This is a genomic window from Domibacillus mangrovi (genome assembly GCF_001906925.1).
Taxonomy (GTDB): domain Bacteria; phylum Bacillota; class Bacilli; order Bacillales; family Domibacillaceae; genus Domibacillus; species Domibacillus mangrovi.
On record NZ_MRWQ01000006.1, the window covers coordinates 68547 to 91189 of the forward strand.

Sequence of the window (22643 nt, forward strand, 5' to 3'; positions counted from 1 at the left end):
TCTAAATAATCAGGCTACACCAAGGGTTGTCTTTTTTAATATTTCAATTAATTGAATTATAAAAGAAGCTTGCCATATCAACATTTAGAGGGAGTGTGTTGTGGCGCCATTTTTGGTGCCGAAACGGTGCCCTTCGATTTAGCAGGTAAAACCTGCACAAATTAAAAATTCATAAACCTTGTTAAATCAGCGTTATTCAAATGATTTAGGTAAGACCTATCACATTTAAAATTAAGAATGCCGCTTCTTTCGCTTTGACAGGGTAGAGGTCGCTGGTTCGAACCCAGTAGGAATCATAGGTTGTTAAAACCCTTATGAGACAAGGGTTTTAACGTAAAAGATCACTTCTTCGGAGGTGGTCTTTTTTGTTTTTCTATGCTGAAAAGTGGGTTTGGTGCCGAAGTGGTTTATTTTGATTTTGAGAACAGGGCATCAATTTGTTTAGCAAAACTTTATTTTAACTCGAACAGTCGAATGTTGGTTGATGGAGTGGATTTTAGCAGGAGATTATTTTGGTTGTACAGAGATTGTGAAGTTAAAATAAACATTGCCGATCAGTTTGATAAAAAGTGCTTAAGCATGGTATAAGTGTAAGAGAAGCAGGGGTATTTTGCTTTTTAATTTTGGGATAAGAGGTTTGGTATCCCATAATGAGAGGATTTGAATTTGAAAATGATAGATAATTTTTGGCGTGATTTACCACGGCCTTTTTTTATACTGGCACCAATGGAAGATGTGACGGATGTTGTTTTTCGCCATGTAGTAAGTGAAGCAGGCAGTCCTGATGTGTTTTTTACAGAGTTTACAAACACGGAGAGTTATTGCCATCCAGAGGGGATCCATAGTGTACGTGGGCGTTTAACTTTTACAGAGGATGAACAACCAATTGTAGCCCATATATGGGGGGATAAGCCTGAATACTTTCGGCAAATGAGTATTGGTATGGCGAAACTAGGCTTTCAGGGTGTGGATATCAATATGGGCTGTCCTGTACCTAATGTGACACAGAATGGGAAGGGAAGCGGCCTTATCCGTCGTCCAGAAGTTGCAGAAGATTTAATACAAGCAGCAAAAGCAGGAGGATTGCCCGTAAGCGTAAAGACAAGGCTTGGTTTCACGGATGTAGACGAATGGCACGACTGGCTGACACACATATTGAAACAAGACATTGCTAATCTTTCCATTCATCTGCGTACAAGGAAGGAAATGAGCAAAGTAGAGGCTCATTGGGAACTCATCCCGGAGATTAAGAAACTTCGTGACCAGGTGGCACCAGATACACTTTTGACGATCAATGGGGATATTCCTGACCGTCAAACTGGCTTACAGCTCGCTCATCAATACGGTATTGATGGGGTTATGATTGGGCGTGGTATTTTCAATAATCCATTTGCCTTTGAAAAGCATCCGAAAGATCATAGTAGTAAGGAATTGCTTGATCTCTTAAGGCTGCATCTGAATCTCCATGATAAATATTCGCTACGTTCGTTTAAGGCTCTTCATCGCTTTTTTAAAATATATGTCCGGGGGTTTCGAGGGGCAAGTGAATTAAGAAATCAATTAATGAGTACAGAGTCAACAGATGAAGTGCGTGCATTGCTCGATAACTTTGGGACAAAGAATCTTGATGGAATGGGGGAACAGTAGAAGTGTTCCAATTCAAGGTAAAAGCGAAGTAGGGTGTTAAACGGGTGTGAAGGCGTTATTAAACCGGACTCATTCCCGCCAATTTTTGCTTTATACGTTTGTTATTATAGTAATCTATATTAGGTTATGAATTTGCAAATGAAAAGTACGTAAATGGGGAAGATCATTTACAAATAAAACGATGACCGTTAATTTATTTAAACCTTCTTGATGTGACTGTGTTTACAGCGCTTTAAGGAGGTTTTTTCTTTGGTTAAAAAGAGTAGGAAAAAACTCACTGATTTAAAACTTAAACCTTTTTTAAATAACTTGATTTGTAAGCGTTTTATTTTTATAATAACTAATATATCAGTTATATATTAAATGGACATATGTATACTCTTTATATAGAGTAATTAAGAAAAATGAAAGAGTTGAGATATTAAATGAATTTATCTGAAAAGGCTTATAAAGAATTAGAGGAAATGATTGTAACGTTAAAGTTAAAGCCTGGACAATTGATTTCTGAAAATGAAATAAGCAAAGAGCTCAATATCGGTAGAATGCCAGTAAGAGAAGCCATTAAGCGACTTGAAATGGCACATTTGCTAAAAATTATGCCTCAGCGCGGAATAATGGTAACTGAAATTAAGATAGAAGAAATGTTTTTACAAATGGAGCTTAGAAAAGTTCTTGAAACACTTATTGTAAAAAGAGCAGTGAGATTTTCATTACCGGATGAGAGAGAAAGATTTAACGAATTAGCAAGTGCTTATGAACAAGCGACAAAAGAAAACAATGATTTAGAAGCATTAAGAATAGATGATGAATTTAATAAATTTATTGCAAAATGTGCAAGAAATCCATTTGCGGAAAATGCTATTACTCCGTTGCATTCACTAGCAAGAAGAATCTATTTTTCACAATATAAGACAAATGAACAACAGACCAATGAAATCAACCAAGGACATGTAAATTTAATGAGAGCAGTAGCATTAGGTGATGAAGCAAATGCCCTTGAACAATTGAATCAGTTACTTAGTTCAATTGAAAAACTATATAAATTAAATATTGATGTATGGAATTCGATAGTAGATTAATGATGCATGCGGAAAATAACAACTGGAGGAAATTAAATTGAATTGGAAAAAAAATAATGTAGTTAGTAGCAAACACAATTATCCTGTATTTGCAAATGTAGAAGTATTAGTCATTGGTGGTGGAGCAGCTGGTGTAGCAGCAGCAGAAACAGCAAGTCGACATGGACGTAATGTTATGTTAATTGAAAAATATGGTTTTTGTGGTGGAGCAGCTGTAGCAGGATTGTCTGGAACAATATGTGGCCTGTATTTATCAAGTGAAAAAAAGACAAAACCTGAACAAGTTGTTTTTGGATTTACAGAACGCTTTCGGGCAGAAATGGAACGTCGCGGTGGCATTACAGCACCACTTAAGTATGGACATACGTGGACCGTGACACATGACCCTCTTGTATGGCGAGAAGTTGCAGAAGATTTCTTAATAGAAAGCAATGTGAACATCTTATACCATACATCACTCGTAGGAGTTGTCATGGACGATGAAAGCATAAAAGGTGTGATTATTAATACAAAATCAGGTCTCGCAGCTATTCATGCGGATGTTGTCATAGATGCAAGTGGAGATGCAGATGTTATTTACCGAGCAGGATTTCATTTCAACATGGGGGAAGAAGGGAAAATCCAAAATCCAACCATGATTTTTAGATTGGGTGGTATTAATGTTGAACGCTTCCTTGAACATTGGGGAAGTGACACGATCTGTTCATACGAAGTGACAAATTTAATTAACGAGTTAAATAAGTCAGGACAATATGAATTACCTCGTTCTAAAATATGGATTTTTAAAACATCAAGGCCCAATGAATTACTTGTTAATGCAACCCGGATCATTGGGAAAGATAAAAGAGAGCTTAATGCAACAAATCCAGCGGATCATACGGAAGCAGAATATCTCGGCAGACATCAAGTACGAGAATACGCAAGATTTCTTAAAGAAAATATTAAAGGGTGTGAGGATAGTTTCATCAATGATACTGGAATAGAAGTTGGTATTCGGCAAACAAGAACCATTGATGGTGTAGACAGATTGACCAATGAGGATGTGTTAACTCGACGAAAACGGTCGAATGGTATCGTACGTTCTCCATGGCCTATTGAATTGCACAGTGGTGAAAAGCCAAAAGTAGAATGGTTGCTAGACGATTACTATGAAGTGCCTTTTGAAACCTTAATACCGAAAAAAGGGGAAAATGTAATTGTTGCTGGAAGGTGTTTAAGTGCCGAGCATGAAGCATTAGCATCGGCAAGGGTAACGGCACAATGCTTTGCTTACGGTCAGGCTGCTGGACTCGCTGCTGTTGAATCAATTAATAATAATATTCCGATTCGTAATATTAATGGCATATATATAAGAGATTTATTGAATAAAGATGGAGCAAAACTATCTTAAAACGTGTCAAATTTACAATATATTGTCCTATTTATAAAAGTAAACAAATTTCTAAGAGGTATCACAGAAAAGGATAAAGATACATTTGAAAAGATTTATTAAAAGGAGTGGTTCATATGAAAGCATTGACCATTAAAAAAGTAGAATTTTTTATGACCGGTGACTCTAACGCCCATAGACCAAGATGGGCGAAGTATCTTAATGATATCTTTACGACAAATACGATTTGTCGTATTACGACAGAAGATGATTATGTGGGTATTGGAGGTACCATTACTTATGCAGAAGAACGTTTTGATCCTTCTATGATGGAAACAGGCATTTTGTATGTGCCTGGTCTGATTGGAAAATCAGCATTAGATCGTGAGGCAATTTGGACATGGATGGCACAACGGCCAACTCTAGTACCTCTGCCTGCGATGTCTATGATCGATATCGCTCTTTGGGATTTGGTTGGTAAATATGCTAAGCTACCAATTTATCAACTGTTGGGTGCGTCTAGGGATCAAATTTATTCTTATGCGTCTACCCCTCTATTTGACACCAATAAAGAATATATAGAATATATCGAGACCTGTATTGCAGAAGGATTTACTGCAATTAAAATCCATCCATATACCATTTATGAAGAAGATGTTATTTTAGTGGATGAAATTCAAGAACTTTTTGCTGGTAAAATCAAGTTTATGCTGGATCCTGATGCGCAGTATTCGAGAGAAGAAGCATACAAAATGTGCAAAAAATTAGAGAAATATGATTGGGTATGGTTTGAAGCACCAATTCCAGACAGAGATTTAGAAGGCTATCACTATTTAACCCAACATTCACATGTTCCTATTTCTTGTGGGGGTAATACATTGACTTCTCTTATGGATATTAACAATGGTATTAAAGCAGGTGCATGGACAGATGTTCGTGCGGACGTTACGGTTTCTGGTGGCTTTACACCAATGAAGAAGATCGTGGCACTTGCTCAAGCGAACAACATGCGTTGTGAAATACAATCTTGGGGTGCAACATTGACACAAGCTGCTAATCTTCATATGATGCTTGCTTGCAATAATTGCACTTATTTTGAACAGGCTTTCCCCTATGAACCGTTTGAAATTGGTGCAAAGACAGTGATTCGTACAGATAAAGAAGGTTATGTTCATGCTCCTGATGGTTATGGTTTAGGTATTGAAATGGATTGGGATGAAATTGAACGTATAACGCTCAAAAAATATGATTCTTCCACTTATTAAAATCAGTGTTTAAAGATTAACCACTGGCAATTACAACGAGGGGCTGGTCAGGAATCCGAATTCACGACGTTAAGCCTTAATGTACAGTATTCGTGTTTAAATCACGATAAAAAGAATTACTCTATTTTGAGATATTCAAAATACTTGAAGCGTAATAAAGTAATTTATTAACAATAGAGTAAACTCTAAAAATACAACGTTCGGTCTAGACACTTTACTTACACTGAAATGGACCCCAAACAAATCCGTAGTATAGAAACAATGTAGAGTTGAAAAATCGTTTATGAAAATTGCATCTCATTATGTATGTTGAAAATTTCCTGAATGAACATCAAAGTCTGTTTTTGACATGAAAAACAACGTAGCGAGGGCACTGACCGAAGCAATAAAGGCTTTTCCAAACATATGACAAGAAGCAGCTGATCACGTGATTGATATGAAGCGAGCTGCTTCTTTTTTTCTACTCCTCATTCCACAGAGTAATGGTATACGTAGGTGCAAAGGTGTCAATCTTGCTCTCTGTCATGAAACGTATGAGGTGTTCTCTATCTACCAATTTTACACCACTCTTTTTCGCAAGATCGCAGGCGTTTTTTGTAAATGTATTATTTGTTACAACCCATGCTTCATTGGCGCTGTAATATGTTTTAGCGGAAAAAACTTGCTGAACAGAAGCAATTCCGACTGTTTTACTGTATCGTTTAGCTTGTACAGCAATATAGTTATGATCTTTTTTTAGTAATAAATCTGCTCCATAATCGCCAGAAGCGGGAGTAAGTTCTACTTCATAGCCTATATCTTCGAATAAAACACTTAAATAATGTTCAAAATCTCCCCCTGACATATTATCAATCTCCCTCATACTAGATTGAAGGACTCTTTTGTTCTTTAAACGGTCTGTTATTGACCAAAGATAAATATATAATACAAAAGCAGCCATAACGATTGATACGACGGTGACCGCAATCCATGGATATTGAAAAGCAAGGAGAAAGAGGATAAAGCTGAGAAGAACTTGATTGAAAAGTACGTTTGTTTTTCTATTCCCTTTTTTATGAGCCATTTTCTATGTCCTTTCTTTAAAGTATGTCCTCCGCTACTTTACTCATCTTTATGAGGGATCATGATTCATTTTCTGTTTTTTTGTTCAAAATGACACTTATAGCCAAAAAAGTATTGAAACGTGTAAATGAAATAGGAGAGTAGGACGGACAAGGAGGTTGAAGGAAGAAGCAATAAAAATTTTCTTCTTCTTATATGAAGAAGAGTTGAATAGGGTAAACATAACCAAGTGAATTTTTGACAATGGGATGATTCGTCATTTTAGCGAAGTGATACAGAACTATTTAAAACGTAAACGAATGTAATGATTTAACTGAATATGTTGATGAGGAGAGGACGAAATGAATCTAGAGGGAAACGAACAGCAGTTAAAAGAGGTTCATGAGATGATGGAAAGCAAGTTGAGATCGTTTGAGGAATCAGCAACATCTGAAAATATGTCCAATGACCAACTGTTAGATAAGAAAGCAGTGAATCTTACATTTGCGATAAAAGAAACAATCGAAGAAGCCGCAGCGAAAGGAATTGTCGTGAAAAATGTGAAGGTAGAACCGACAGAAAAGGGTATTACAGTAAAATTTATTTTATGAACAATAAATAAAGGGGTGCTCGTTAATGCGGGATAAAAAAGAACAGCTCCCTTGAAAATGTGGCGGGTGCTGTTCTTTTTCATTTACAAAAATGTTCGCTGCACTTTATGCCAGAACGAATTATTTTTCAGTTTCACGGTTTTAATGATTTTACCGGACATTTCGACTTCGATATTTTTCGTATTTTGCACACTGAGTGCTTCGTTGTCGAGCCCAATGACAGGGTAATCGTTGCCGTCTTGAACAATGTGAAGTGTTAGTTTTCGGCTGTCATTTAAAATGAACGATGAACCGAGTGTGCGGAATTGATTGTTGTTAAGCGATGCCATTTCACTTACTTGCATACAGGGAATAAGTGGATCGACAACAGCCCCGTTTAATGAACGATTGTACGCTGTGCTGCCCGTTGGTGTTGAGACAACAATCCCGTCACCGCGGAACGTTTCAAAATGAAAATCGTCAATGATGACATCGATTACAAATGTTTTAATAATGGATGAGCGCACGGACAACTCATTCAAACAATGAAAGTGAGTGTGCCCATCTAAATGGACATCAATGACTGGATATCGGCGTACTTCTACACTAGCTGTTTGCATCGCTTCGATCATCGATTCTGTATCGTAAATATGAAAATCGCAATACAAGCTTGCTTCTACTTCATCTGTCACTCCGACATACAAGCAGTCGTCACGGAAACCGGATTTTCGGACCGCCTGTAAAAATGCCCCATCTCCGCCAACAGCTACGATAATATTCGCGTCTACTGAGCGGTCGACAATCGTAAATCCTTGCTCTTTTGCGATCGTCATCAGCGCTTCTATATCACTTAATTTTGCAGGATCTTTTTTATAGGAAAAAAAAATATTTCTTCTCGTTTCCACAGACAACAAACTCCTTTATCAGACCAGATACATTTATTCTACTGGATAACGAAGACAATAGTAAAGGGTAACGCAGCCATGAAAAAACAATTATGATGGATGGCGGACCGTGCAGATTGTTCTCTGTGGCTAACGTTCAAACAAAAGGTATTCAAAGTAAAGTGATCATTTTTGACGAAACCCGCACGCCGGCGGGAAAATGATGAGTGTGGACGAACAATGCATTTATTTTGAATAGAGTGATCACGCAGACATTAACGGGCAGTAAGACCCCCCACTTCAAGATTACGAAAAGAAAAGAAGGATAAATGGGGGATAGCGGGGAACGCAGACTAAGATCGTCACGTCCTGTGACAACGTCTGCATGATTCACATCCTGTGAACCTAACCCCTACTGAATGAAGTTTTACTTTATTGACGATTTGAAATCCGGATAGGAGCAGATCCTCCCAATGATATTTGGAGAGTGGTTGTTAGAAATTAAATGAAAAAGGGCTATCTCTCATTATCGGAGACAGCCCTTTTCCATTAATTTGATTGTCGGATGGACGGATTGTTCGTTTCTTATTTGAAGGTAAGGTACGCATTGAGGGGTTCTCTGGAATGGGTGTTACGCTTCCATCGCCTGTTCGTTTTCCTGATCTTTGCGCATCAAATAAAGCGTGAAGAGGTCTTTCGGTACTTCAAATAAATCAAATACAATCTCATTTTTATTTAATTTGGCGTATACATCAGGACGTGTTTCGTTTGCCTGAATGGCATAAGGCAGCTTTTCTGCGGCTTTACGTGAGCGGATATTCACTTTGCGAATTGCCATATAAATGGATTCAATGCTGTTCTCATAAAATAATTCTTTAAAAAACTCTTCTTTCGCCGGTTCATTATACCCTTTGCCGTGGAAAGGCTTGCCGAGCCACGTGCCAAGATATCCGGCATTATCTTCGATGTCATATAAGTTGATTGTGCCAATCGGATTGCCCCATTCATCTAAAATGGTCCGCGTAATTAATTCGCCGCGTTCCTCCGATTCAATATTTTGCTTCGTAACGAACACAAACTCTTCATAAGATTTCGCTTTATGACGCACGAAAGGGAAGACCTCCGGGTGCATCATCAAATCAAATAAAGCATGACTTTCATGAACATCGCGCTTCTTCAACATTGTAATTCCCTCCTTTTTTCACATAGAGGGCATAGCGGTTCTAGAGTCCGAATCGCCCTCGAAATTTTTTATAGATGTTCAAACGAGACCGTCACAACATCAGCCTGTCCACAAAAAATTTCGGGATGGGAATCGAACCCATTAGAACCAGTTAAAGAAACCGGTGGCGCACCATTTGCCTTCCCACACACAACATTCATTAAAATATCTTTGTAACTTCATAATATTAAATTTTTACCCGTTTGCAAATAGTTTTTAAACATGAATTGAAAAAAATTTCGACATTTTTTTTCAAAAAATAATTGAAAATAAAATGATAATAATAATCAATTCTATAAGATGTACATAATGAAAAAATGGATGAAGATGTAAATAAAGGTGTTAGCAGTCGTATCACTCGCAGCATGCGGCAATGACGAAGTGGCAGAACCCATTAAAGCAAATACAGCACTTGATTTAACAGGCGTAAAAGCTGAATACTGTGACTATGCGATCGGTGAAATCGATTTATTCGTCACAGAAACGGAAAAATTTGCAGAAGCAGTCAAAACAGGGGACAGTAAACTGGCGAAAACATTGTATGCACTGGCACGCATGCACGATGAACGCGAAGAACCGATTGCGGAAAAATATTCGGCGATTTAGATCCGAAAATGGATGCGTGCGAAGGCGATGTGCCAGAAGCAGAATGGGGCGGCTATCATCGTATCGAAAAAGGCTATGGATTGAGATGGTACGACAGGACAGAAGGATACGCTCAGCAGTTAATAGACGGCACGAAGTTGCTTCGGAAGAGAGTTGAAACGATTGACGTGACACCAGATTTGCTTATAACCGGAGCAGTTGACTGGCTGAATGAGGTATTGACATTGAAAGTAAAGGGTGAAGAAGATCGTTATTCGCATACAGACTTGTATGATTTTGCAGCAAAAGTAGAAGGTGCTAAGAAAACTTTCACCTTGCTGAAAGATGAGCTTGAGAAGATGTAAAGAAACTACTGAAAGAATGGACCGAATCTGCTGCATTTAATGACGGAAGAGAAATTGAATGAATATACGATTCATCGTGGAAGTGCAGTTTTCCCTTGCCTACCCAGTGTGAAGAAAAGGAGCTGGCTCGGTGAAACGTTATTTCGTTAATATTTTTCTGCTGCTTTTTATTATATGCAGATGGATGAATGATGGTGCACAGACAGCAACAAATAACGATCTTTTATTTTTGCCGAATGGCGATGCAATTATGAAAGCTAAACCCAGTTGATCAGGTAGTAGATATGTACTAGCCTTTTAAAATTTTAGGTAAGAGCATTCATTCCCTTCAAGTGGCGGCTGCGATCGATACATATCAAAGTCATACACCTCATTTATCGACATGATCGGCCTGTATTCGACAATAGAAACTGTCGTGCCACAAATTATACTACTTAATTAGGATAAAAAAACAGGAATCACTTACTTGACAGAAAGATCAAACTAAGTTCATAATAAATACAACATTCGAATAATACCTTTCCGGGGCAGGGTGCAACTCCCGACCGGCGGTGATGGGGCCACATATGCCCCTTAGTCCGTGACCCGCATTTGTGCGGTGGATCTGGTGAAATTCCGGAGCCGACAGTGAAAGTCTGGATGGGAGGAAAGGACAAGACGCGTTTGCTGATTTTTTGAAATTAGTGCGTAAAACGCTTATTTCTTGACGCTAAAAAGGGGCCCCACATTGTTTTCAATGTAGGCCCCTTTATTTGTGTACTGGCGGAGATACTGAATGAAAGGAGCGTATCTATGCAAGACAATTATTATATGAATATTGCATTGACTCTAGCTAAAGGTGCTGCGTATCAAACATCGCCTAATCCACCGGTTGGCGCTGTCGTTGTAAAAGACGGCCGGATTATCGGAATGGGTGCTCATTTAAAAGCCGGTGAAGCCCATGCGGAAGTGGCAGCGCTTACCATGGTTGGTGATCATGCAAAAGGTGCCGACATATACGTAACACTTGAACCGTGTGCTCATTTTGGGAAAACACCACCGTGTGCAGATCTCATTATTGAAAAAGGCATTCGCCGCGTGTTTATCGCAGCCGTTGATCCGAATCCACTCGTTGGAGGAAAAGGCATCGATAAAATGCGAGCGGCCGGTATTGATGTAACGACCGGTATTTGCGAAAAAGAAGCACACACGTTACTTGCACCATTTTTTCAATTTATCCAAACGAAACGACCGTATATTACGATTAAAACCGCTGTCACCGCCGACGGCAAAACAGCTGCCTATACAGGACATAGCCGCTGGATTACAAGTGATGCTGCCAGAGAAGATGTACACCTTCTAAGATCCCAGCATGATGCCATTTTAACTGGTATCGGAACCGTCTTAATCGACAATCCACTCCTGACCTCTCGTTTGCCCCGCGGAGGAAAAAATCCCATTCGAGTGCTGCTGGATACGCATTTACGTGTCCCAGTTGATTTCCACATTATTCAAAACAAAGAAGCAAAAACAATTATTTTTTGTGCAAGTGATGCACAAACGAAAAAACAGCGTGCGCTGGAAGATGCAGGTGTGACGATTATTCGCTTGCCGAATATGTCTGTTGACGCTGTACTTGATGAACTCGGCAAAATGGACATTATGACGCTGCTTGTAGAAGCAGGTGCAGAAATAAATGCTTCCTTTTTAGACTCCGGTTCATTTAATAAACTAATCATGTATGTCGCACCCAAACTGATTGGTGGAAAATCGGCCCCGTCTTCGTTCGGTGGTCTCGGCAGATCAGTCATGACTGAAGCGCTACCGATTGAATTTACGTCAGTTGAGATGATCGGTCCGGATTTGAAAATTGTCGCTGAAAGAAGGAATGATTAAATGTTTACCGGCATTATTGAAGAAGTCGGCAAAATCGAGCGTATTGTCCGAGGAGGCAAATCGCTTCAGTTAATGATTGCCGCAAAAAAAGTCGTAACAGATGTTCAATTAGGGGATAGCATTTCAGTGAACGGTGTTTGTTTAACCGTTACAACGTTCACGAAAACCCATTTTACGGCAGATGTTATGCCTGAAACGTTTACATCGACCTCTTTGTCTATGTTAACACCGGGATCATCGGTCAATTTAGAGCGTGCGATGGCTGCAAATGGCCGGTTTGGTGGTCATTTCGTTTCAGGGCATGTAGATGGTGTTGGACATATTACGTCAAAAAAACTGGAGGAGAATGCGCTTTATATGACGATTTCGTATCCTGCGCACCTCGCCCGTTATTTTTTATACAAAGGGTCGATTGCTCTTGACGGAACATCGCTCACATTATTCGGTGTGACCGATAACGACGTGACGGTATCGCTCATTCCGCATACACGAGATGAAACAGTGCTTGCCGCAAAGGGAATTGGCGATCCGGTCAATATTGAATGTGATATGCTCGCAAAATACGTCGGCAATATGTTAGAGAAAAAAGAAGGTTCGCAAAAAGAAGGCATTACAATGGATTTACTAAGAGAGAGCGGCTACTTATAAGGAGGAAACGATATGTTTTCAGACATTGAATCAGCGATAGAGGATTTAAAGAACGGAAAAATGATTATCGTCGTTGATGATGAAGACCGTGAAAACGAAGGTGATTTACTCGGACTTGCTGAATTTGCGAACGGAGCCATGGTTAATTTTATGGCAAAAGAAGGACGAGGACTTATTTGTGTACCGATTGAAGAAAACACGGCGAATCGTCTCCATTTGCATGCGATGATCGACCATAATACAGACAGTCACGGAACGGCTTTTACAGTCAGTATTGATCATATTTCCACAACGACTGGAATTAGTGCTTTTGAACGTGCAGATACGATTCGGGCGCTTGTGGAAGATCAGTCTGTACCGGCTGATTTTAAGCGGCCAGGGCATATTTTTCCGTTGATCGCAAAAGATGGAGGGGTCCTTAGACGGACCGGTCATACGGAAGCGGCCGTTGATTTCGCGAAGCTGGCTGGAGCGAAGCCAGCTGGTGTTATTTGTGAAATTATGAATGAAGACGGTACGATGGCACGTCTGCCTGAACTTGAAGTGATGGCTGAGAAGCACGGATTGAAAATCGTGACGATTGAACAGCTTGTTGCTTATCGGCGCGGCCATGAATCACTGATCCGTCGTGAAGCAGACATTCAACTGCCAACCGATTTCGGTAAATTCCGTGCCGTCGGTTATGAGGAACAATTGACGGGACAGGAGCATGTTGCGCTCGTGAAAGGCGACATTTCAGGCGAAGAGCCGGTGCTTGTGCGCGTTCATTCAGAATGCTTAACCGGCGACATTTTCGGTTCACACAGGTGTGATTGCGGTCCGCAGCTTCATGCGGCACTTCATCAAATTGAAGAAGAAGGACGCGGTGTTCTTCTCTACATGCGCCAGGAAGGCCGTGGCATCGGACTCATCAATAAGCTGAAAGCATATGAACTTCAGGAGCAAGGCTATGATACTGTGGAAGCGAACGTAAAGCTCGGTTTTAAAGATGATTTGCGCGATTACGGCATCGGTGCTCAAATTTTACAGGATCTTGGCATTTCGAAAATGAAATTGCTGACAAACAACCCTCGTAAAATAACCGGCTTAAAAGGGTATGGAATCGAAGTGACCGAACGTGTGCCGATTGAGATGATACCAAACGCAGACAACCGAAATTATTTGCAGACGAAAGTTTCAAAGCTTGGCCATATTTTAAACTTAACAGAAGAGGGGATATAATAATGGGGAAAACATTTGAAGGTCATTTAATTGGAACAGATTTAAAAGTAGGAATCGTTGCAGGGCGTTTTAACGAATTTATTACAGGGAAACTTGTGAGCGGCGCAGAAGACGGATTTATTCGCCACGGGGTCGATGCGGATAATATCGATATTGCGTGGGTACCAGGTGCCTTCGAACTGCCGATCGCTGCAAAAAAAATGGCGGAAAGCGGTAAATATGACGCTGTCATTACACTTGGTGCAGTTATTCGAGGGGCGACAGCTCACTTTGATTATGTGTGTAATGAAGCAGCAAAAGGCATTTCACAAGCGGGTCTTCAAACAGGTGTGCCAGTCATTTTTGGCTTATTAACGACAGATACGATTGAACAATCAATTGAACGTGCTGGTACAAAAGCAGGAAATAAAGGCTGGGAAGCCGCTATTTCAGCCATTGAAATGGCGAACTTGCTTCGTTCGTTCGACGCGTAATCTAAACCTCAACCATTTGAATAGAATTGTCCATTAAGCTGTCCGGCTAGCCCGGCAGCTTTTTTCGAACGCACTGAGAAGGGCAGGAGTGAATCATTCTTTTTGACTGTTGCAATATTTGCTATACTGTAGAAAAAAGATGTGTTGAAAGAGGCGATAGACATGGAATTGAAGTTGATTAAAGGTCACGGATCAGGGAATGATTTTTTACTTATTGATGAGTGGACACATAGATATACATTTACAGAAGAAAATCGGCGTGATTTGGCATTAGCGCTTTGCGACCGTGAAACAGGCATTGGTGCAGATGGTATTTTATTTGTCATGGAAAGCAGACAGGCAGATGCCAAGATGCGTATTTTCAACTCAGACGGTTCAGAAGCATCTATGTGTGGGAACGGTCTTCGATTGCATGGGCGATATGTGTGCGACAAATTAGGACGTAATGAGATTGTCGTCGAGACGAATAAAGCCAATTTGTATGTAAAACGTGATGGTGACATTTATGAAGGTGTGCCGGCGTACCGAGTAGAAATTTCACCGGTATTATTCGAATTGGAATCTTTACCAATGATGATCGGCAAAGACCGGCTTTTTGATGAGAAAGTAGAGAAACTGTCAGATTCGATTCGATTCTCAGCGCTTGCTGTGCCTAACCCGCATTTAATCGCAGTTGGAGATCGTACCGTCATTGCATCTGGTGAACAAAAACGCATTGCTGAAATGCTGAATGGTCCGAATGATATTTGCCCGGATGGTGTGAACGTCAGCTTCGTTTATCCGATCAAAGACAGTGCCATTTATGTCCGAACATTTGAACGCGGCGTCGGCTTTACCAATGCGTGTGGAACAGCCATGTCGGCTTCCACATTAACGACATGTCAGCTCGGTCTAAACCATTACGACACGCCGGTTGACGTATACAATAATGGTGGGAAAGTACGTTGTGTTGTACACCAGCACGAAGCGGGCCGTTATTCAATAGACCTTATTGGAAACGGTACGTATTTATTTGAAGCAGTTGCTCACTTGGAACTCGACAGCCCGCGTCATTTTCAGTTGAAAGACCAGAAAACGTACAAAGAGCAAGCTGCATATGACCAGTTGCGTGAAGAAGTCGAATCCTATTTAAATGTAGACGTTTTTTAATTCAAGGCTTGATCCTGAATTTTTTTGCTGTTTTTACTTGAAGATGAATTATTTGAAAAGGACGTCCATGGTGGACAGTCCTTTTTCTTATGTTCCATAATAAAGAAAAAAGAAAGTGTGATTGTCATGTGTTTAGTAAATATAGCTTTTCAAGTAGTACCTGAAGTTCCGCTTGTTCTTGCCGCAAACAGAGATGAATATTATAACAGGCCGACTGCGCCGTCGCACTGGTGGGAAGATGTACCTCACATTTTAGCGGGAAGGGACTTATTAAAAGGAGGGACGTGGCTTGGCGTGTCGAAATCAGGACGCATTTGTGCATTAACAAATTACCGTGATCCATCGGCGTTTTCTGGGGAGAAAGAATCCCGTGGCCATATCGTTCGGTCTTTTTTAGAAGGAGAAATGCATGCGCGTACGTTTTTAGAGGAACTGGATAGGGAAAAAGAACGCTATCCTGGTTTTAATGTTATCGCTGGAACGAGAGAAGCAATGTATTCATTCAGCAGCAAATCGGATAAACCGCCTTATGAGCTACCGCCTGGTATTCATAGTGTCAGCAATGCGTTTATGAATACACCGTGGCCGAAAACGATCAAAGCAAAGAAGAAACTAGCAGAATGGGCAGCTAACTATGAACAGGCTGATTATAGTGGTTTATTTGCTCTTCTTGCAGACGAAACACGCGCGCCAGATGAACAGCTACCACAAACGGGTATATCACTCGAATGGGAAAGAATACTGTCACCGGCATTTATTAAAAATAAAAACAACAGTTACGGCACTCGTAGTTCAACGGTTATTTTAATGAAGCAGGACAATTCAATCGATTGGATTGAACGAACATTTGAAACAGGTATATTTGAACGAGAACAGTGTATTTCATTTACAAAAAGTTAAATACATTATGTGCAAAATTCAAATTAAAAGGAGAAAAATATGTCATTAACTATTAATCATAATCCCAATGATAATGCTAAATTGATTAACACCTATTTTGAAAAAAATAAGTCTTTAGCAAAAATGGTTACTGAAACAGATCGGTTATTTTTTGAATCAGCTGCTAAGTGGAAACCTTCTCAGCAGAAAGAATCGATTTTGACGAAATTCAAGTCAATATGGACAAAAACAGAAGAGCCGATGAACATGCATCATACGATTGTAAGTGAAAATGGTGTGTATCCGGATTGGAAAGAAACACTTGATAAAGAATGGAGCGTATTACAGGAAAAAGCGAAAAAAAAAGTATATGTAGAAGTAGACGGGGATATTGAGGCGGCTTTATCGGGTGGTGAACGGACCGTTTATATTCCAGAAGGCACATTTATCGTTGATGAACTTCACGTGCCATCTTATACAATTATAAAAGGAGCAGGAGTGGGGAAAACGATATTGAAACTGGGTGATACTGCACCGAAACGAAGCTTTGTGATGACAAATGAAAACCATGTGAAAGGAAACCACCATATTTTGATTGAAGGAATCACATTTGATTGGAACATAGAGCGGCTTCAACTTGATGAAAAATCATCGAGCGGCAATAATCGTTCAAGCTGTTTAACATTTGCCAATGTCGAATATGGTTGGATTAAAAACTGTGATGCGAAAAATCCGGGTCTGCACTGTTATGATGTGTCGTCCACTTTGTATGATTATTCAGGAGACGGCCACCGGGCACGGGGCGGCAGCCGATATGTTTGGATTGATGGTTGCAAAGGGTCGGGATTTGGCGATGATGGTGTCACGACGCATCATAGCGACTACATCCTCATTTCGAATTGTTTTATGTGCGATCCATCTGGACGAAGCCATCAAAAAGGATTTTCTAATTCAAATGGATTTGAAGCAGATGATGGTTCGCGCTATGTGTGGTTGATCAACAATGCATCAGCACGTTGCTTTGGCGGTGTGGAAGTGAAAGCACACGCCACGAGTTCAGCGGCTGCGAACGTTCATATTATCGGCCACCTGTCTGTCAATGATAACCGTTCGTACAATTTCCGCCATATCGGCCACCATAGCAAAACGGACCCAGAATCCAAAACAGCCCGCTTTCTAACTGCGACACGCATCGTATCCGTTCATCCTATCTACACAGATTTATATACGAGTTCAAAGCCGCGTGCGCTGACCATTTCCGCGTACAAACACGTCATCATTAACGGGCTGCGGGCGATCGGAAACGCTGATTATAATTATAGAGGCTTGCCGGTAGTAGGGATTCAATACAAATCAAAGCATGTTCATATGCAAAACGTTGTTATGGAAGATTTTCAAACAGCGGGCTCTGCGTTAAAAGTATTTGGCGGTGCACAAAAAGCAGATGATGTGTCTATTAAAGACGTCATTTTCAAAAACTGCGGCCAAAAACCGTTCTATATAGCGAAAGATGTGAACGTGGTACCGTCAAAAAATATAACAATTGCTTGAAAGAAGACAAACATTTCATTAAGATAAGAAAAGACAGAAAAATTCTATTTTGCGAAAACATTAGGTTGTAAAAAGCAAAAAATACCGATATAATGTCTACTATGTAAAAACAAATGTACATCATACAAATACATAGTTGAGGTGACGTTTAGATGAAAGATAACGTAAAAGTAGGATTGCTCGGTCTTGGAACGGTCGGAACCGGTGTCGTGAAGATCATTCAAAACCATCAGGAACAGCTCGTTCATCGCGTCGGGTGCCCAGTAGAAGTAACGAAAGTGCTTGTAAAGAACATGGACAAAAAGCGTGATGTAGATCTGTCGAAAGAATCATTAACACTTGATCCGTACGATGTCATTAACGATCCAGATGTCGATGTGATCGTCGAAGTAATGGGCGGCATTGACGAAACGAAGCAATATTTGCTGGATGCCTTAAATCAAAAGAAACATGTTGTGACTGCAAACAAAGACTTAGTTGCGCTATATGGGTCTGAGCTGTTAAAAGCCGCATCTGAAAACGACTGCGATTTTTATTATGAAGCGAGTGTAGCCGGAGGTATCCCAATCATCCGCGGATTAGCAGATGGCCTTGCCTCTGATAAAATCCAAAAATTGATGGGGATCGTAAATGGCACAACAAACTTTATTTTGACAAAAATGCATAAAGAAGGTATGTCATACGAAGTGGCATTGAAAGAAGCGCAAGATCTTGGCTTTGCAGAAGCCGATCCGACTGCTGATGTAGAAGGTCTGGATGCAGCTCGTAAAATGGCGATTCTAGCTCGTCTTGCGTTCTCAATGAATATCGAGCTTGAAGATGTAAATGTGAGCGGCATTTCAACGGTTTCAGACAGTGATTTGAAACACGGTCAGACACTTGGCTACACGATGAAATTGATCGGCTATGCAGATCAATCCGATGAACGTGTAGAAGTAAGTGTACAGCCGACATTCCTTGCAAACAATCACCCAATGGCATCAGTAAATGATGAATACAATGCGGTATACGTATACGGGGAAGCGGTCGGTGAAACGATGTTTTATGGACCTGGTGCCGGAAGTATGCCGACAGCAACATCAATTGTAAGTGATCTTATTGCCGTGGTAACAAATATGCGCCTCGGTGTAAATGGAAAAAGCATTTCAGTGCCTCAATTTGAAAAAAGACTGAAAAGCGCGGAAGAAAAATTTGCTAAATACTTTATCCGTCTTCATGTGCGTGATGAAGTCGGCTCATTTTCAGAACTGACGAAGCTATTTTCATCTAATTCAATTAGCTTTGAAAAAATTCTCCAGTTGCCGCTTGATAAAGAAGGAATGGCGGAAATTGTCATCGTGACACATAAAGCATCAATGGAAAACTACAGTCAAATGCTTGAACAAATTAAAGATCTAGCGGTTGTGCATTCAGTTGAAAGTTTTTACCGCGTTGAAGGAGAAGGAGCGAAATAATGGCTAAATGGGAAGGTTTATTACATCAATATAAAGAGTTTTTACCGGTGAACGAAAACACACCGATGCTTTCATTAATGGAAGGAAATACACCGCTTATTCCACTCGTAAATATTTCGAAAAAATTGGGTGTGAACATTCATGTTAAAGTAGAAGGCGCGAATCCAACCGGTTCATTTAAAGACCGGGGAATGGTGATGGCTGTTGCGAAAGCGAAAGAAGAGGGCAGCAACACGGTTATTTGTGCATCAACAGGAAACACATCAGCTGCAGCTGCGGCATACGCTTCACGTGCGGGCATGAAAACAATTGTTGTGATTCCTGACGGTAAAATCGCAATGGGCAAACTTGCTCAGGCGATGATGTATGGCGCGGAAATCGTGGCAATCGAAGGAAACTTTGATGAAGCATTAGCAATGGTTCGCAACATTAGCGAAAAATCACCGATTACACTCGTCAACTCGGTAAATCCATACCGTATCGAAGGTCAAAAAACAGCGGCATTTGAAGTATGCGATCAGCTTGGACAAGCACCAGATGTACTTGCTATTCCAGTCGGTAATGCAGGGAACATCACGGCTTATTGGAAAGGGTTTAAAGAATATAATGAAAAATTCGGCACAGGCCTTCCTCGCATGCATGGTTTTGAAGCAGAAGGTGCAGCAGCGATCGTACAAGGTGCACCGATTGAGCAGCCGGAAACAGTCGCAACAGCCATTCGCATCGGAAACCCGGCTAGCTGGGCATTTGCTGAAGCAGCACGAGACGAGTCGAATGGGAAAATTGATTTCGTAACAGATGCTGAAATTTTAGAAGCATACGAAATGATGACACGAGAAGAAGGTATTTTTGCAGAACCGGCTTCAAACGCGTCAATTGCCGGTATTATTAAACATGTCAAATCAGGTGAAATCGAGCAAGGAGCTAATATCGTTGCTGTCTTAACAGGCAATGGATTGAAAGATCCACAAACAGCCATTGCGCAAATTGAGAAAAAACCGACTGTTCTTCCAAATGATGAAGAAGCCGTATTTAATTTCATTAAAGGAGCTGTGCAGGCATGAAATCATCTGGCCTTTTAAAAGTGCCGGCAAGTACGGCCAACTTAGGGCCAGGATTTGATTCAATCGGCCTAGCATTCAGTCTATATTTAACCGTAGAAGTAAAAAAAGCTGACCGGTGGGTGTTTTCGCACCGGTCAGCTCTTTTAAACGGACTTCCAGAAGATGAGCAGCATTTAATTGCGGTTGTTGCAAAAAAAACAGCTGAACTTCGCGGCGTCGTTATGCCGCCCATTGAAGCGGTTTTAGAAAGTAATATTCCGCTTGCCCGCGGTCTCGGCAGCAGTGCGGCAGCGATTGCGGCAGGCATTGAAATTGCTGATAAATTTGCGGATTTACAGTTGACTGATGCGGAAAAGCTCAATATCGGGGACCAGTTTGAAGGACACCCTGATAACATCGGTGCATCTCTTTTTGGGGGGATGGTATGCGGTGTATCACTAGGCGAAACAGCAGAAATGGTAAAGCTTCCTGCACCGGATATTGACTTAATAGCCCTTGTCCCGCCATATGAGTTGAAAACAGAAGACGCACGCAATGTATTGCCAGCCTCATTTGCCCGTAAAGACGCAGTGCTTGGCAGTGCCGTTTCGAACATGCTCGTTGCTGCATTTATGCAACACGACTACGAAACAGCAGGCCGCATGATGGAGCGTGACGTGTTCCACGAACCGTTCCGGACATCACTCATTAAAGAACTTGCTCCCGCGCGTGACCTTGCACGAAGCTATGGAGCTTATGCAACGGTCATTAGCGGGGCAGGCCCAACTGTATTAACGGTCGCTCCACGAGGAAAAGGACAAGAAATTGCGGATCAACTCCGCCAGAAATTCAATGATTGTGATGTTTTAGAGCTCAGTGTAGATTGTGTAGGACCGGAATGGATTCAATCTGGCGAATAAGTTCGCCAGATTTTTTTGTGAGAAAATAGTTTGAATAGGAGTTGACATATCATTCAATACAGTTATAATTGAAATTGATATTCATTATCAATACCCCCTCTTTGATACTGAATTTCACATCCGACATTGGACAGCAATCATTGCTGTCTTTTTTTCTTGCTAAAATCGCTTACATCCTTTAATTTAGAAGCAGATAATAAAAAATCAGTTATAAAGGGGAGACTTAATTTGAAAATGCGAGTATCAGCAGTACAGTATCATTTGCACACAATCCAATCGTTTGATGAATTTGCGGAACAATGTGAACATTACATAAAAACGGCAATGGAGTTTGAAGCGGAATTTATTTTATTTCCTGAATTTTTCACGACACAGCTTCTCTCAATTGGCGACGAGGAGACAGGCGAGGCGTTAAAAATTACGGATTTGCCATTGTTCACAGAGCGTTATGAGCATACATTCTCTGAATTTGCGCGTCATTATAACGTTCACATTATCGCAGGCACACATGTCACAGCAGCAGGGGACGGTATTCAAAATACCGCTTATCTATTTTACCCGGACGGCTCGTATCAAATGCAGCCTAAACTACATATAACACCTGCGGAAGTGGAAGGGTGGAACATGCAGCAAGGCGATTCGTTCCGTATCTTTGAAACAGATAAAGGAACAATTGCGATCTTAACATGTTATGACATTGAATTTCCAGAAATCGTCCGCATGGCAAAAGCACGCGGAGCAGATGTGATTTTCTGTCCATCATGTACAGACGACCGGCACGGCTTTCATCGCGTCCGTTATACGAGCCATGCACGTGCTGTTGAAAATCAAGTGTATGTCGTTGGAACAGGTACAGTCGGATCATTGCCAACAGTCGATTTAATGCGGGCTAATACGGGACAGGCTGTTGTGATTGCACCGAATGATATTCCATTCCCTCCAGCAGGCATCGTAGCAGAAGGTATCATGAACGATGATATGATTATTACCGCTGATCTTGATCTTTCGCTTTTATATGAAGTGCGTAAAAAAGGATCGGTCACAACGTGGCGGGACCGCCGGACGGACTTATATCCTGATTGGGAAACCGAATAATATACGATCTTGAATATTTGGAAAGTTAAGACAAAGTGACTGTTAAAGCAGTAATTCGCTAATAGATGAAACCTAATAATAGAATCGAAAAATCCTTTTAAAAATAGTTGAATTTTTGAAATGATTGTATTATGATAATAATCAGTTAAATAAATGAGCAATGAAGAAGAAGAGTAACAATGACGAATGCTTTAGAGAGCCGGCGGTTGGTGCAAGCTGGTGCAGGACACATTGTGAATGGGCTTCTGAGCTTCCGGACCGAACAAGAAGTTATTAAGTAGGCTCCGG

The 22643-nt window shown here is 40.7% G+C and carries 21 protein-coding genes, 1 riboswitch and 1 other annotated feature (1 of these 23 only partly in view); of the genes, 18 read left to right on the forward strand and 3 right to left on the reverse strand.

The genetic code is table 11. The features are described from left to right. Window positions 1-672: 672 nt before the first annotated feature. From BLL40_RS07650 to BLL40_RS07665, 4 genes are all read left to right on the forward strand, one after another. A complete protein-coding gene (locus tag BLL40_RS07650) occupies window positions 673-1647 on the forward strand; it encodes a tRNA dihydrouridine synthase (protein ID WP_073711661.1) in 975 nt (324 codons plus the stop codon). A 425-nt stretch (window positions 1648-2072) separates the two neighbouring features. Beyond that, window positions 2073-2726 carry a GntR family transcriptional regulator gene (locus BLL40_RS07655; protein ID WP_073711331.1) on the forward strand — a complete coding sequence of 218 codons (654 nt, stop codon included), beginning with the start codon at window positions 2073-2075 and terminating at the stop codon, window positions 2724-2726. Window positions 2727-2763: 37 nt separating this feature from the next. Continuing rightward, entirely contained in the window at window positions 2764-4116 is a 1353-nt protein-coding gene (locus tag BLL40_RS07660) for an FAD-dependent oxidoreductase (RefSeq protein WP_073711332.1), read from the forward strand. Window positions 4117-4232: 116 nt separating this feature from the next. Beyond that, the gene (locus BLL40_RS07665; RefSeq protein WP_073711333.1) at window positions 4233-5360 is read left to right on the forward strand and encodes a mandelate racemase/muconate lactonizing enzyme family protein; all 1128 of its coding nucleotides are present in this window, start codon (window positions 4233-4235) and stop codon (window positions 5358-5360) included. Between the two features lie 460 nt (window positions 5361-5820). On the opposite strand, the gene BLL40_RS07670 is transcribed toward BLL40_RS07665, so the two are convergent. After that, complete coding sequence (locus tag BLL40_RS07670) at window positions 5821-6423, reverse strand: restriction endonuclease (RefSeq protein ID WP_073711334.1); 603 nt, start codon at window positions 6421-6423, stop codon at window positions 5821-5823. 340 nt (window positions 6424-6763) lie between these two features. Here BLL40_RS07670 and BLL40_RS07675 point away from each other — a divergent pair, with 340 nt between their 5' ends. Beyond that, entirely contained in the window at window positions 6764-7012 is a 249-nt protein-coding gene (locus BLL40_RS07675) for a nuclear hormone receptor family protein (RefSeq protein ID WP_073711335.1), read from the forward strand. An 83-nt stretch (window positions 7013-7095) separates the two neighbouring features. Here BLL40_RS07675 and BLL40_RS07680 read toward each other — a convergent pair whose 3' ends face one another. Both BLL40_RS07680 and BLL40_RS07685 read right to left on the reverse strand, forming a co-directional pair. Then, complete coding sequence (locus BLL40_RS07680; protein WP_073711336.1) at window positions 7096-7896, reverse strand: NAD kinase; 801 nt, start codon at window positions 7894-7896, stop codon at window positions 7096-7098. A gap of 610 nt (window positions 7897-8506) precedes the next feature. Beyond that, a complete protein-coding gene (locus tag BLL40_RS07685; protein ID WP_073711337.1) occupies window positions 8507-9058 on the reverse strand; it encodes a GNAT family N-acetyltransferase in 552 nt (183 codons plus the stop codon). A 378-nt stretch (window positions 9059-9436) separates the two neighbouring features. Between BLL40_RS07685 and BLL40_RS18115 the strand changes: the two genes are divergently transcribed. From BLL40_RS18115 to BLL40_RS07750, 13 genes are all read left to right on the forward strand, one after another. After that, window positions 9437-9703, forward strand: coding sequence for a hypothetical protein (locus BLL40_RS18115; protein ID WP_073711338.1), 267 nt, complete (start codon window positions 9437-9439; stop codon window positions 9701-9703). A gap of 8 nt (window positions 9704-9711) precedes the next feature. Further along, window positions 9712-10047: an EfeM/EfeO family lipoprotein gene (locus tag BLL40_RS18120; RefSeq protein WP_073711339.1), complete on the forward strand. Its 336-nt coding sequence runs from the start codon at window positions 9712-9714 to the stop codon at window positions 10045-10047. A 514-nt stretch (window positions 10048-10561) separates the two neighbouring features. After that, window positions 10562-10702, forward strand: a riboswitch (FMN riboswitch). 137 nt (window positions 10703-10839) lie between these two features. After that, window positions 10840-11922, forward strand: coding sequence for a bifunctional diaminohydroxyphosphoribosylaminopyrimidine deaminase/5-amino-6-(5-phosphoribosylamino)uracil reductase RibD (ribD, locus tag BLL40_RS07700; RefSeq protein WP_073711340.1), 1083 nt, complete (start codon window positions 10840-10842; stop codon window positions 11920-11922). After that, the gene (gene ribE, locus BLL40_RS07705) at window positions 11923-12570 is read left to right on the forward strand and encodes a riboflavin synthase (RefSeq protein ID WP_073711341.1); all 648 of its coding nucleotides are present in this window, start codon (window positions 11923-11925) and stop codon (window positions 12568-12570) included. A 12-nt stretch (window positions 12571-12582) separates the two neighbouring features. Beyond that, window positions 12583-13791, forward strand: coding sequence for a bifunctional 3,4-dihydroxy-2-butanone-4-phosphate synthase/GTP cyclohydrolase II (locus BLL40_RS07710; RefSeq protein WP_073711342.1), 1209 nt, complete (start codon window positions 12583-12585; stop codon window positions 13789-13791). 2 nt (window positions 13792-13793) lie between these two features. Further along, window positions 13794-14264 (forward strand): 6,7-dimethyl-8-ribityllumazine synthase, encoded by a 471-nt coding sequence (gene ribH, locus BLL40_RS07715; RefSeq protein WP_073711343.1) that lies wholly within the window; start codon window positions 13794-13796, stop codon window positions 14262-14264. A 162-nt stretch (window positions 14265-14426) separates the two neighbouring features. Further along, entirely contained in the window at window positions 14427-15413 is a 987-nt protein-coding gene (gene dapF / locus BLL40_RS07720) for a diaminopimelate epimerase (RefSeq protein ID WP_073711344.1), read from the forward strand. Window positions 15414-15539: 126 nt separating this feature from the next. Beyond that, window positions 15540-16313 (forward strand): NRDE family protein, encoded by a 774-nt coding sequence (locus BLL40_RS07725; RefSeq protein ID WP_073711662.1) that lies wholly within the window; start codon window positions 15540-15542, stop codon window positions 16311-16313. A 39-nt stretch (window positions 16314-16352) separates the two neighbouring features. Beyond that, complete coding sequence (locus tag BLL40_RS07730; protein WP_073711345.1) at window positions 16353-17843, forward strand: glycosyl hydrolase family 28-related protein; 1491 nt, start codon at window positions 16353-16355, stop codon at window positions 17841-17843. A gap of 152 nt (window positions 17844-17995) precedes the next feature. Then, a complete protein-coding gene (locus tag BLL40_RS07735) occupies window positions 17996-19297 on the forward strand; it encodes a homoserine dehydrogenase (protein WP_073711346.1) in 1302 nt (433 codons plus the stop codon). Continuing rightward, entirely contained in the window at window positions 19297-20361 is a 1065-nt protein-coding gene (thrC, locus tag BLL40_RS07740) for a threonine synthase (protein ID WP_018393411.1), read from the forward strand. The genes BLL40_RS07735 and thrC overlap by 1 nt, the downstream gene beginning before the upstream one ends. Beyond that, entirely contained in the window at window positions 20358-21260 is a 903-nt protein-coding gene (gene thrB, locus BLL40_RS07745) for a homoserine kinase (protein WP_073711347.1), read from the forward strand. The genes thrC and thrB overlap by 4 nt, the downstream gene beginning before the upstream one ends. A gap of 228 nt (window positions 21261-21488) precedes the next feature. After that, window positions 21489-22355 (forward strand): carbon-nitrogen hydrolase family protein, encoded by an 867-nt coding sequence (locus tag BLL40_RS07750; RefSeq protein ID WP_073711348.1) that lies wholly within the window; start codon window positions 21489-21491, stop codon window positions 22353-22355. A gap of 151 nt (window positions 22356-22506) precedes the next feature. Then, window positions 22507-22643, forward strand: a binding site (T-box leader) (it continues 100 nt past the right edge of the window).